The following is a 12,028-nucleotide window of genomic DNA, read 5'->3' as shown; positions in this document are numbered from 1 at the left end:
CGTCTCGTGTCGCGTCCGGTGCTGGAGGTGGCGGATATTCTTGGCCGCCACGGAGGCGCTTATCGCGCGGACAATGCCGGACATCTGAGCCGTGGCCAACTCAAGGTCATGGGCGCCGTTCGCGCGTGCCGAACGGCAGCGTTAGGCGGGCATGTCGAATGCTGCGGCGACTGCGGGCACAGCCGGATCGCCTACAACAGTTGCGGCAACCGGCATTGCCCGAAGTGCCAGGCCGGCGCGGCACGCGACTGGCTCCAGGCGCGGCAGGCAGACCTGCTGCCGGTCGAGTACTTCCATGTCGTGTTCACACTACCGGCTCCGATCGCGGCGATCGGTTATCAGAACAAGGCCGTCGTCTACGCCATTCTGTTTGAGGCTGCCGCCGAGACCCTGCGAACCATCGGCGCCGATAAAAAGCATCTCGGCGCCAGGATCGGCATTACGATGGTCCTGCATAGCTGGGGGCAGACGCTCACGCATCATCCGCACGTTCATTGCATCGTGCCGGGCGGCGGCCTGTCGCCGGATGGGGCCCGCTGGATCTGGTGCCGGCGAGGCTTCTTCTTGCCCGTGCGCGTCCTCTCCCGTCTGTTCCGCCGCTTGTTTCTGACCAAGCTCCTGCGCGCGCACCAGGCAGGCAAGCTGCGCTTTTGGGGCGATCTGGCTGGGCTCGCCGAGGCCGGCACCTTCATCGCGCGCCTTGCACCACTGCGCCGCCTCGAATGGGTGGTGTACGCCAAGCGTCCGTTCGCCGGCCCCGAGCAGGTGCTTGCCTATCTGAGCCACTACACCCACCGGATCGCGATCTCCAATCGCCGCCTGGTTGCCCTCGAGCATGGCCGCGTCACCTTCACCTGGAGGGACTACGCCCACGGCGCGGCACAAAAACGCATGACGCTCGACGCCGCCGAGTTCACCCGCCGTTTCCTGCTGCACGTGCTGCCCGACGGATTTCAGCGCATCCGGCATTATGGGTTTCTGGCCAACAGCCAGCGGAGGGCCAAGCTCGCCCTTATTCGCCGGTTGCTCGATGCCGCTCCCGCCGCAATCGATGGCGCTGCCGAGGAACCGGCGCCATCCGAACCGGACCCGTTCAAGGCGCCATGCCCCTGTTGCGGCGGGCTCATGGTTATCGTCGAGATCCTGCCAGGCCCAAGGCGCCGCCCGTTCATCCGGCCGGCACGTCTCGGAATTGACAGTTCATGAGCGCAAAGCCATCGCACAGACCCACGATCGATGCGCCGGTGGTGAACCGCGATCGCAGATCTTTGCCCTGGCTTTGGTCGCCGACTGCGCACGCCATCCCCACCAAAGCGATGACCGGTTCTGGAACCGGGAACCGTCACGCCAAATCCAAGCCAGTTCCGACGATCCATGCCATTGCGCACATCGGCAAATCCATCCTGGCTAATCAATCCCCATAGCCATCAAGGCGCGTGGCCCGCGCTTCAGCTCAATCCGGTTTCTATGAGGTCGCAGACTGCGCAAGTCCCCAACCCACCTCCAGCGACCTCACAGAAACCTCCAGATTCCCCTCGGCGCGCAAATCAGATTCAACCAGCTGGCTGGGAGGGAGGCCAGCCTGGATGAGCAAACCCTATTCCCTGGACCTGCGCGAGCGCGTCGTTAAGGCGGTTGAAGAGACCGGCCTGTCGCGCCGCAAAGCGGCCGCGCATTTCGGCATCGGCGTGCGCACGGCAATCGAATGGGTGCATCGCCACCGCCAGACGGGGAGCGTGGCGCCGAGGAAGATCGGCGGCTACAAGCCGAAGAAGATTGCCGGAGCGCATCGCGACTGGCTTGTGGCTCGGTGCCGGGAGAAGGACTTCACCTTGCGCGGGCTGGTGGAGGAACTGGCCGAACGCGGGCTGGCGGTGGATTACCGCTCGGTGTGGGGCCTTCGTCCAAGCCGAGAAACTGAGCTACAAAAAAAACCGTGCACGCGGCCGAACAGGACCGGCCCGACGTGGCGCGCCGGCGAAGGCAGTGGCGAAAATATCAGGGCCGGATTGATCCGGCCCGGCTGGTTTTCATCGATGAGACCTGGGTCAAGACCAACATGGCCCCCTTGCGGGGATGGGCCCCGCGCGGCCAAAGGCTGAGGGCCAAGGTGCCGCACGGCCATTGGAAGACGATGACCTTCCTGGCCGCGCTTCGCCAGGATCGCGTCGATGCCCCTTGCGTGTTCGACGGCCCCATCAACGGCGAGAGGGTCCGGCTGTATGTCGAGAAGATGCTGGTGCCCGTGCTGAAGCCGGGCGACATCGTCGTAATGGACAATCTGGGCAGTCATAAAGGCAAGGCGGTCCGCCAGGCCATCCGCCAGACGGGTGCAAGACTGCTCTTCCTGCCGAAATATTCGCCCGATCTGAACCCGATCGAACAGTTGTTCGCCAAGATCAAACATTGGCTGCGCAAGGCGGCCGCCCGCAGTGTCGAGACGGTCTGCTCATCCCTCGGCGAAACTCTCGGTCGGGTCTCAGCGCAGGAATGCAAAAACGACTTCGACGACGCCGGATATGACCGGACGTAAAATCGTCCCGCTCTAGACAGAGGAAGCCCCGCGACGAACCCTGGTCATGCGGTAGCCAACCCGCGGATAAGAGCTGGATCAAGCGTCGTCCATTTCGCCCTGTCACCTGCCTTGGGCATCGATCAACAGCTTAAGCCGTGAAAGCGGATCGAAGACGCGCGCCTTGAGGTTGACAACGCGGGCATAAGAACCCGCATCATTTGCGCAATACCCCGCGATCGGTCGTACTCGCCTGCGCCTTCAGGAATGCTTTCGCATGCCGGGTCTCAATGCAGATCGCCGGCAATCCGGCTTCCACCAAACCACTGAACAGGCCATTGCGGCAAAGGCCCTGCCTCGAGGCCCACCCGAGCGAAGCTCCATGTAGGCTGCTTCAAAACCGTCACAAGATCTTCCGGATAGCTTGACACCATCACTTCGCGGCAGATCCGGCCCGTCTCGTCGACAAGGCGTGCGACCTCATCAATCACTTCCAGGCGATGATCCGCAGGAAGGCAGCGCCCGTCGGGAGACATGGATGACCGTGGCCAAGCACGAGCCTGCTTACCCTCTTCGCCAGTGGCATCCATCGCGACCAAGTCACCGTCAGAGTGGCGATCGACGAACCCTGGTCGAACTGACAGACTGAAGGGCAGATCACCAAACTCAAGCTCGTGAAGCGCCAGATGTACGGCCGTGCAAAGCTCGACCTTCTGCAAGCCAAGCTGATTGGTGCGCCGGAAGAGCGTTCATCGAGATTGCGTCAGCCCCATGAGTTGGACCGTTGGACCCCGGCGACCAGTTGTCCTGGTTAATCGCCGTTACCAACGGCCTCGATCACCGTTAAGCCCCAATTTGTCGGCGTCATTCTCACATCCCTAAACCCTGATGTCTCAAGGAGCCTTCTGTACTCCTCGAACGTTCTCTCGCGCCCCGATAAAAGCACCATCATGTTGACATCCATGAGCGGCGCCATGCCACCGTCGCCAAGATCACCGATAATCCATTCGACAAGTATAATTCGTCCGTTTGGCAGCAGTCGCCTCCGGCAGTTCCTTAGAATCCGCAGCGAAGCTTCATCGCTCCAGTCATGCAGGATCCATTTGAGCAGATACAGATCGCCAGCCGGAACATCCTCGAAGAAATCGCCGCCGCCGATCTCTACCCGATCCGACAGTCCCTCGGCTGAAGCGGCAACTCGCGCATGCTCGACGATGCTGGGGAGGTCGAAGACAACTCCGCGCAGTTTCTTGTTTGCGTGCATCAGGACATACATCAAGGCGCCCGTGGCGCCGCCGATGTCGACCACCTGCGTGGTGTTACTTGTGTCGACCAACCGGCAAACTTCCAAAGCCACGGCACTCGTGGCTCCTTTCATGGAATCGGAGAAAGCCCGTGCTTCGTCGGGCACAGTAGCGTAGTAGTCGAACAGTTCGGCCCCTATAGCCTCGACGGTCTGCCGTTTGCCGGTGCGCAACACATCCACAAACCGCCCCCAAGGCAGCCAGTGGCCAGGCGCGGGCTGGGACAATGCAAGGCCGCGCAGCGATCCAAGACGATCCCTTCGCAGCGTATCCAGAAGCGGAGTCGAAACAAATCGCTGTCGCTCGTCGACGGCTACGAGCTTTAGGGCAGCGCACGCTCTCAGGAACCGGTACGCTACGTCCGTATCAATGTTCTCCAGCGCAGCAATTTCCTGCGCGCTCCGGGGAGCGGCATGAAGATGATCGGCAAGCGAGCAATCGGCAGCGCCGCGAACAATCTGGGCGATCCAATAGCCGGTGATCATCTGCATCATGTCGTTGAACTGTTCAGATCCGGGATCAGCACCGTCTGCAGCTTTCGTTGCGTCATATGCTACTTCGTGATCGATTCCGATGCTCACGGTCGGTAATCTCCTCAATTCGTGGTCATTGCATAGCTGAGCCTGAGAAATACGAAATTCAACGATGCGCATCGAGCCAGGCGGTGATGGCACTAACAACGTCTTTTTCGATACCCCAATAGCCATGTGGCGATCGTGAGCCGCAATCTCTCGAATCGAGATCACCGCCTCGCACGTAAAGCACCTTGACCTCGGATGCATGCGTCATCGCATCGGCAATACGGTGCGCATCCTTGGCCGGTGCAACACGGCAGCGGCTATCGCGATTAGCAACCAAAAGAGCCGGCACCTCTACACGATTGGGCATGGCGTCAAATACCGTCTCGCGGCTCTTTCTGCCAGGTCTTGAGATGGATTCCGTCAATACGACGCCAGCGATCTGGTCTCTAGAGAGCTGTGATGCTCCGTTCATGGCGGCGATGGTTCCCTGACTGGTGCCCAGCAAGAAAACCGGCCCAGTTACTCTTGAATGCGCGAAACGTACTAGATCGCCGACCAGATCGGCAAATTCCGGGGAGCTGCGCTGACCTCGCATGTTCTGGCCATCGAGAGCGTCGGGGAGGATCAAGGCGTAGCCGCGCTTAAGCCATTGGGCGCGAGTACGCACGACGAAGTTCTCGTCATGATCGAGATTGCCTTCATCGCCGATGCCGACCTTCCCCGTGCCGCCCGGCAGCATGACGAGCGCCGCCCGTGCGGAGGTCGGGGCAGCATATAGGACGCGCACCGTTCCGCCTCTGCTGAGCTGTAGATCGCGCACCTCACTAGGCCCAGCGTCTCGACTGCCGGTGACGGCGTTACTATCGATGGATGGAGTGTGATTCTGGTCGGCTGCTGAAGTATATGCCGGCGCAAATGCGGCAAGCACCGTTCCGAGCAGGGCGGCAAAGATTGCTGTAGCGTTTCGCATGGCTGTCCACACGTTCGCCGCCTAAAGCAGCGTGCCCCCATCGACGGCAATCACCTGACCGGTCACCCAGCGGCACTGGTCCGCCGACAGGCAGGCGATAAAGTCAGCGATGTCCTCAGGTTGAGCTAGTCGCTTAAGGACCTGAATGTTTAGTGCGAAGTCACGCTTGTTGGGATCCGTGCGCATTTCCGCCATGTCGGTGTCAACCATGCCCGGCGCGACAGCGTTCACGCGGATACCGCGATCGCCGAGCGCGAACGCCAAGTGCCGCGTTAGCGACTGGACGGCGCCTTTGGTCGCTGCATAGGCCGAGATCATGCCAACCGCTCTGGAGGCTGCGCGTGATGATAGAAGAATGATGCTGGCGCCATCGGACAGGCAGGGCAGGAGCTGTTGGACAAGGAAATACGGCGCACGCACGTTGACGGCAAACAAGCGGTCGAACTCCTCATGATCCATCTTGTCGAATGGAATGCTCGCGAGGACGCCGGCGCTAGCGACGACGATGTCTAGGCGGTTCCCAGTGCGTTGGCGCACTTCCCGCGCAAGGTCATGCGGAGCGGTCGGTCCCGCAAGGTCGGCAGCAACCGATTGTGCACGTCCGCCAGCGCTTTCAATCTGCTCCACTACTTCACGGGCTGCGGCCGCGTTACTGGCAAAATGCACGATGACTTCCGCACCCGCCTTGGCAAGGGCCATCGCCGTAGCACGGCCGATACCTCGCGACCCACCAGTGACAAGGGCGGTTTTGCCGCTGAGATCAACAATCATCGCTGTTCCTCAGATCCATGTTGAAAAGAAGGGCGTGTTCGCAGCACTTCGCCATTTGCATCGCAACGACGATGAGAGTCCTTCCCGTCGTTGCAGCGAAGCACCCACCTTGCCGGATCCCCCCGCAGAGGAATGATCGGGCATCATTGAGCGCAACTCGCAAGGTTCTGCAGCCCTTTTATCGACGGGCGTGGGCGACCTATACCTAATTTTTTCCTAAGCCGAGCAGAGGGCCGACCTTTAAAGGGCGGGAAATTGTCATGCAAGAGTGTAGTCGTGATCGGGCATTCCGACCGGATACAAGTCGAGGCACTGAACGCGGTTAATCGCGAACGCGCTCGGCTCGGATTGCATCCGACCATCTCCCTTTACTAGTTGATTTTAGCTCACCACATTGGAGCAACACACCCAAGAAGCCGATGACGCTTACCCGTCAAGATTCAATAGAAGATGCCCCCGGCACCTAAGCGCTGCCGGAGCTTTCGCGACCGGCGGCTATCTATGCTTGGCCACGTTCGACTGGCTCGCGTTGCGCTATGTGCAGCGACCGCTGCCCTACCAGCAGGCTGCGCTTGCATCCTTCGTCACTCATTCGCTGGGCCACAATATCGGATTTGTGGGCCTCAGCAGCGGCGGCGTCCGCTATCGATTCTATTCCCGATGGGGTCTCAACGCCGACGATATCGCGAAGATCATCCTGTTCTGTGGGCGCCACTGTCGGGCCCGGTCTCGCAATCCTCGGTGGCATTTGCCCTGCTCGCCCGCGGCGACCACACCCATGAGATCACAGGGCTGAGCCCGGGAGCTGTGTCGCCGCCGCTGGAGGGGGCGATGCCAGATCCGGGTGCGCGGCGTCGGAGTGGAAATGCCGCCGACGCGCTTGGTGATCGCGAAACTGGTCACCCGCTAAACTTTGCCTGCATTGCCGGCTGCCTGCACGAGACGCTTATGGCAATCATCAGCACGCCTTATCTCGGCGTGGCGGCGGTGTATGTGACATCCCGGCGCCGCACGCCGATGGCACCGGTGCACGATCAGGCTCCTTCTCGCCACGGCCACTGAGGGGCGAAGTTCGATCCGCTCCAAGACCGCACTAGGAGGGGGATCACGCCTGACCGCCCCCAAATGAAGTGCCGTCGAGATCGTTATAATTGCGGTGAACGGCGGCAGCACTTCAAAAGGGGGCATGTGAACCGAATTGCAGAAGCTCCATTAGGCATCTTTTAGGATTCGTCATCCCGCATTTAGTGATCTTTTAGCGACCGGCTAGTGCTTGGGCTTGCTAGATCTCATTCGCGTTTTTCGTCGACGAGATCAGGATTGGCACTGACTCGGGTTGCGGTGCCAAAGACATATCCGTTCAAGGAACTGTCGTGGCGAGCAATCCAGCGAGCAACATGATCTGATGGGAAGCAAATGAAGTACTTATCCGCGGTTCTGACACAACCTTTATTGCGAACCATGCAGACGCCGCCCTGGTTGTTCCCGACGGCGCCTCCACCTGAACGCCGCCGCTGGCTCGGCAGCTTAATATTATGGAGACTACATGACTGCCACTAAGGGGCACGCCGCGCACGTCGTCATCGACATTCTCAAGTCCGAGGGCGTAATGCATATCTTCGGCAATCCTGGCTCAACCGAGATGCCGCTCATGGACGCCCTCGCCGAGGACGACGAAATCACCTATGTCCTTGGGCTGCAGGAGGCGACGGTCATAGGAATGGCGGACGGCTTCGCGCTGAAGACCGGCAGACCCGCTTTTGTTAATCTACACAGTGCCGGCGGCCTCGGCAATGCCGTCGGTATGCTCTACGCCTCGCGGACGAGCCATACGCCGCTCGTCGTTACCGCCGGGCAGCAGGACACGCGACACCTCTTCTCCGAGCCCTGGCTCTCCGGCAATCTCGTCGCCATAGCGCACCCGGTAACCAAATGGGCAGCGGAGGTGACGCGAGCCGAAGATCTGCCGGCGGCGTTGCGCCGTGCTTTCCGCGTGGCCCGCACGCCGCCGATGGGGCCGGTCTTCCTGTCTCTGCCCATGGATGTCCTGCAGCGGGAGATCAATGCGCCGCAGACGAATTGGATGCTCGAAGAAGTGGACGCGGCACCGGTGCCGAGCGTCAAGGCGACAGCCACCTATCTTGCCACTCGATCGGGCGACACGGTCGCGGTCATTGTCGGCGACGATCTCACACCTGAGGTGGCTGAAGCCGTTCTAGCATTCGCGCACGTTGGGGGCTATGGCGTCTATGGTCTGCAACTGACATCGCGCGGAGGTTACCCCCCGGAGGACATGTGGTGGCGGGGAACATTGAAGCCCGACTTCGCATACATGCGAGATAAGCTCTCTGCCTATCAGACTGTCATCCTGATCGGCAGCCGGGCTTTCATCGCCTATCCCTATCGGGATGTCGAACCGCTTGTCTCTGGGACGACCTTCATCCATTTCGCCGACCATGAGCAAGCAATAGACCTTGAGGCGCCGGCCAACATCTCATTGGTTGGGAATCTACGCTCCATTCTCTACACGCTCGCGGATGAGTTGAGGGGGCAGATCAATCGACCAATAACGGCGGACTGCCTGGGCGACTTGGATCGGGCAGCCGACAAGCGTACCGCCTTAGCCCGCGCAGCGATCGGCCAATGTGATCAAACGCCGCCGCTTACCGCCGACGCCGCTGTTCTTGCTGTGCTCGACAGCCTTCCTGAGGACACCATCCTCATGAACGAGGCTGCGGCAACGTTTGGTCGAGTGCAGGATATCTTACCGATGACACCAGGGCGGTACTTTTTCGCCCGTGGCGGCGTGCTCGGCTCGGCTATGCCAGCAGCCGTTGGCGCCTCATTCGCTGCGCCGGACGGCATCGTTGCATGCCTCACGGGTGATGGAGGCGCTATGTATTCGCCGCAGGCGCTGTGGACAGCCGCACATTACCGTCGACACGTGATTTTTTTCATCTTCAACAACGCTCGCTATGACGTGCTAAAGAACGTCGCGCGGCAGGCAGGCTATCGCAACGCCGTTGCCGGCCGCTTCATCGGCATGGATTTGGTCGACCCGCGGATCGACTTTCGTCACCTTGCCGCCAGTCTCGGTGTGCCCGCCTTCCGCGTGGAAAACGCCGAGACGATCCAGTCGGCGGTGAAGCAAGCGCTCCTTACGTTGGGGCCAAGCCTAATCGAAATTCCAACCCGTTGAATCCGACACCGTGTTGGGATCACCCGGCTCTGGCCATTCGCACCAATCCTGCCCCTCCATTCGAAAACATGCACAGCTCGTGCGGCTCCGAAAGCAAATCGGCGGTCAGGCGGCGCATTCGGGCGTCAGTGTCCATTTGATGGTCAGGTGGGCACGGTGTTACTGAGGATGCCTAGCGTGGAACTAGTAAGACGGGAGGTTACAAGCAGAGCACAATTAGTCAGTTGATCCCGCACAGAAATAGAAGCATTAAAAGTTGATAAGGAGACAGATATGAACATAAAATTCTTGTCAGCCAGTGTACTGGCTCTTAGTTTTACTTGCCAAGCCGCCGCCCAGGATTTGACGGTTGCAATTAATGCTCCGATGACGGGCAGCTATGCGACCTTCGGTAATCAGTTCAAGATAGGTGCGGAAGCCGTCGCCAAGGACATCAACGAAGCCGGCGGCGTGCTCGGCAAGAAGATCAAGCTGGAACTGGGCGATGATGCCTGCGACCCGAAGCAGGCTGTTGCTGTCGCCAACAAAACCGCCGGTATGAAGCCTGCCGCGGTGATAGGTCATTTCTGCTCGGGCTCCTCGATCCCGGCATCGCAGGTCTATGCCGAGGCCGGCATTGTGCAGATCTCTCCCGCCTCGACCAACCCGAAATTCACCGATGAGCGCGCCGGCCCGAACGTCTTCCGCGTCTGCGGCCGCGACGACCAGCAAGGAGCCGTAGCCGGCGCCTATATCGCTAAGAATTTCAAAGACAAGGTCGTCGCGATCCTTCACGATAAGAGTGCCTACGGCAAGGGACTCGCCGACGAGACCAAGAAGTCGATGAACGCCGCTGGCAAGGAAGAGGCGCTCTATGAAGCTTACACTGCCGGCGAGCGGGACTATACGGCCATCGTTTCCAAGCTGAAGCAGGCCAATGTCGATCTCCTCTATCTCGGCGGATACCACACCGAGGCGGGCCTGATTGTGCGCCAGATGCGCTCCCAGGGCATGAAGACGGTCTTGATGGGCGGCGACGCACTCGTCACGCTGGAATACTGGCAAATCACTGGTGAGGACGGCGCTAGCACACTGATGACCTTCTCGCCCGATCCGCGCAAGAACCCCGCTGCGACCGAGGTGGTGAAAAAGTTCAAGGCCGCGGGCATCGATCCGGAAGGATATGCGCTCTACACTTATGCTGCCATCCAGGCCTGGAAGCAGGCTGTAGAGAAAGCTAAGAGCACCGACAGTGATAAGGTTATCAAGGCCATGGAGGGCATGGAGTTCTCAACTGTCATCGGCAAGTTTAAGTTCGACAAGAAGGGCGACCCGAACCTGCCGCCTTACGCCATATATATCTGGAAGAACGGCACTTACGAACAGCTCTAATCCCTGGGAAAAACTGCGGTATAGGAAGCTCGCGCATTTCGGCGGGCTTCCTATTCGCAAGGCGACGTACATATTATCGCAAGAAACGTTAGCCGCTATAACTGAAGAGATCGGCGTCTTTCACATTGTCGCCTGATTGGGGAGGCATGAGTGAAGATGGAGCCTATGGCCGGCGCATAAGTAACCGGTTCCGATTGGAACCGCGTGACGCGGTGGTCGTGAAGAGCCTGAACAAGGTGAGCTTTGCGGCAACGCGATTGGCTACGCCAGCCCACAATCACGGCAGGACTGTCCCGGTTCCACCGGAGGATACACTTTCGGTCGTACTTAAGCTCCGCGATATTCTCAAACATGAGCTTTATATGGGCGGGAAGCCTCTGCGCCCCGGACCGATGCTCGTAGGTACTTTTAGCGTTGTCGATCTCGCTGATGACCCCATCCTCGATCTGACCGATCCGTTCGACGTGGTACAATTTTATATCCCGCGCTCGGCTTTTGATTGCGTTGCGCTTGATGCTGGTATCCGTCGGATCGACGATTTGATTTGCCGGCCGGGACACAGTTACGACGATCCCGTCATTCGTCACCTCGGCTATGCGCTGCTCCCCGCTCTCGATCGGCCTCATGAGGTAAACCAGCTCTTTGTGGATCACATCGCGTCTGCGATGCACCTGCATCTTGCATGCATGTATGGCGGGATGCGTTCGCCGCCGCCCGTGAAGGGAGGCTTGGCGTCCTGGCAACTTAAGCGTGCCGCCGAGCTTCTCAGTGCCAACCTTAATGGTGAAATCGCTCTCGCCGCCGTGGCTTCAGCGTGCGGACTGTCACTCAGCCACTTCACGCGAGCATTCAGAAACAGCACCGGCGAACCGCCTCACCGATGGTTGCTCGGGCGACGCGTTGATAGCGCCAAGAGTCTGCTTCGCTCGTCGAAGCTGAGTCTTTCCGAAATTGCCGCCGTCTGTGGCTTCGCTGATCAATCGCATTTCACCCGTATCTTCCGGCGTTATGTCGGCGTCAGTCCCGGGGAATGGCGACGCCAGGGAAAGGCGTAGCCGCTTGCAGAAGCAAAAAAATGGCCTAACGGCAGCGCAAAAAGCCTAAGCGTGCGCGTAATGGTCAATCCTCATAGGGTCCCTGCTGTTATCTTCCCGAAAGATTTCATTGGGGGCTTCAAAATCTTGCTAAAGAGCGCATTATTCTCCGCGCTGGTAGTGTCGTGGTCGACCATGGCAAGCGGACAGTCTGCGCCTCCCCCTAGTCGATATTCCGACAATGAGAGTGCACGAAGCCACGCTGAGCAGCCTTCGTCTGCCCAACTCAATCGCGGACAATATCTCGTCGAATTCGGTGGCTGCAATGACTGCCATACCCCGGGCT

8 protein-coding genes and 4 pseudogenes are annotated in these 12,028 nt (G+C 59.8%); 8 read left to right on the top strand and 4 right to left on the bottom strand.

What is annotated here, in order from left to right; all coding sequences use genetic code 11:
• Positions 1-6: 6 nt before the first annotated feature.
• Together BLEFHOIH_RS20750 and BLEFHOIH_RS20745 are read left to right on the top strand one after the other, a co-directional pair.
• Positions 7-1,206 carry an IS91 family transposase gene (locus tag BLEFHOIH_RS20750; protein WP_088347956.1) on the top strand — a complete coding sequence of 400 codons (1,200 nt, stop codon included), beginning with the start codon at positions 7-9 and terminating at the stop codon, positions 1,204-1,206.
• Positions 1,207-1,586: 380 nt separating this feature from the next.
• Positions 1,587-2,533 (top strand): annotated as a pseudogene (locus BLEFHOIH_RS20745) (IS630 family transposase).
• A gap of 188 nt (positions 2,534-2,721) precedes the next feature.
• Here BLEFHOIH_RS20745 and BLEFHOIH_RS27395 read toward each other — a convergent pair.
• A pseudogene (locus tag BLEFHOIH_RS27395) lies at positions 2,722-3,048 on the bottom strand (hypothetical protein); the annotation flags it as partial.
• A 96-nt stretch (positions 3,049-3,144) separates the two neighbouring features.
• Here BLEFHOIH_RS27395 and BLEFHOIH_RS27390 point away from each other — a divergent pair.
• Positions 3,145-3,327, top strand: a pseudogene (locus BLEFHOIH_RS27390) (hypothetical protein); the annotation flags it as partial.
• Here BLEFHOIH_RS27390 and BLEFHOIH_RS20735 read toward each other — a convergent pair.
• The 3 genes from BLEFHOIH_RS20735 to BLEFHOIH_RS20725 are packed head-to-tail and all read right to left on the bottom strand — an operon-like array spanning position 3,324 to position 6,078.
• Positions 3,324-4,397 carry a methyltransferase gene (locus BLEFHOIH_RS20735; RefSeq protein WP_170937304.1) on the bottom strand — a complete coding sequence of 358 codons (1,074 nt, stop codon included), beginning with the start codon at positions 4,395-4,397 and terminating at the stop codon, positions 3,324-3,326. The pseudogene BLEFHOIH_RS27390 and the gene BLEFHOIH_RS20735 sit on opposite strands and share 4 nt — an antisense overlap.
• Positions 4,398-4,455: 58 nt before the next feature.
• The gene (locus BLEFHOIH_RS20730) at positions 4,456-5,319 is read right to left on the bottom strand and encodes an alpha/beta hydrolase (RefSeq protein ID WP_210191777.1); all 864 of its coding nucleotides are present in this window, start codon (positions 5,317-5,319) and stop codon (positions 4,456-4,458) included.
• A gap of 9 nt (positions 5,320-5,328) precedes the next feature.
• A complete protein-coding gene (locus tag BLEFHOIH_RS20725) occupies positions 5,329-6,078 on the bottom strand; it encodes an SDR family oxidoreductase (RefSeq protein ID WP_170937303.1) in 750 nt (249 codons plus the stop codon).
• 496 nt (positions 6,079-6,574) lie between these two features.
• Here BLEFHOIH_RS20725 and BLEFHOIH_RS27385 point away from each other — a divergent pair.
• The 5 genes and pseudogenes from BLEFHOIH_RS27385 to BLEFHOIH_RS20705 form a co-directional block, all read left to right on the top strand.
• A pseudogene (locus BLEFHOIH_RS27385) lies at positions 6,575-6,827 on the top strand (UPF0104 family protein); the annotation flags it as partial.
• The gene (locus tag BLEFHOIH_RS26415; protein WP_170937302.1) at positions 6,820-7,140 is read left to right on the top strand and encodes a hypothetical protein; all 321 of its coding nucleotides are present in this window, start codon (positions 6,820-6,822) and stop codon (positions 7,138-7,140) included. The pseudogene BLEFHOIH_RS27385 and the gene BLEFHOIH_RS26415, both read left to right, overlap by 8 nt.
• A gap of 484 nt (positions 7,141-7,624) precedes the next feature.
• Entirely contained in the window at positions 7,625-9,277 is a 1,653-nt protein-coding gene (locus tag BLEFHOIH_RS20715; protein WP_088347952.1) for a thiamine pyrophosphate-dependent enzyme, read from the top strand.
• 273 nt (positions 9,278-9,550) lie between these two features.
• Positions 9,551-10,648: a branched-chain amino acid ABC transporter substrate-binding protein gene (locus BLEFHOIH_RS20710; RefSeq protein WP_088347951.1), complete on the top strand. Its 1,098-nt coding sequence runs from the start codon at positions 9,551-9,553 to the stop codon at positions 10,646-10,648.
• A 146-nt stretch (positions 10,649-10,794) separates the two neighbouring features.
• Positions 10,795-11,703, top strand: a complete 909-nt coding sequence (locus BLEFHOIH_RS20705; RefSeq protein WP_088347950.1) for an AraC family transcriptional regulator — start codon at positions 10,795-10,797, stop codon at positions 11,701-11,703.
• Positions 11,704-12,028 lie beyond the last annotated feature (325 nt).

It is taken from the genome of Rhodomicrobium sp. R_RK_3, from assembly GCF_002198715.1.
Classification (GTDB): domain Bacteria; phylum Pseudomonadota; class Alphaproteobacteria; order Rhizobiales; family Rhodomicrobiaceae; genus R-RK-3.
Note: the sequence above shows the minus strand (reverse complement) of the source record. Positions and strands in the feature narration are given on the sequence as shown.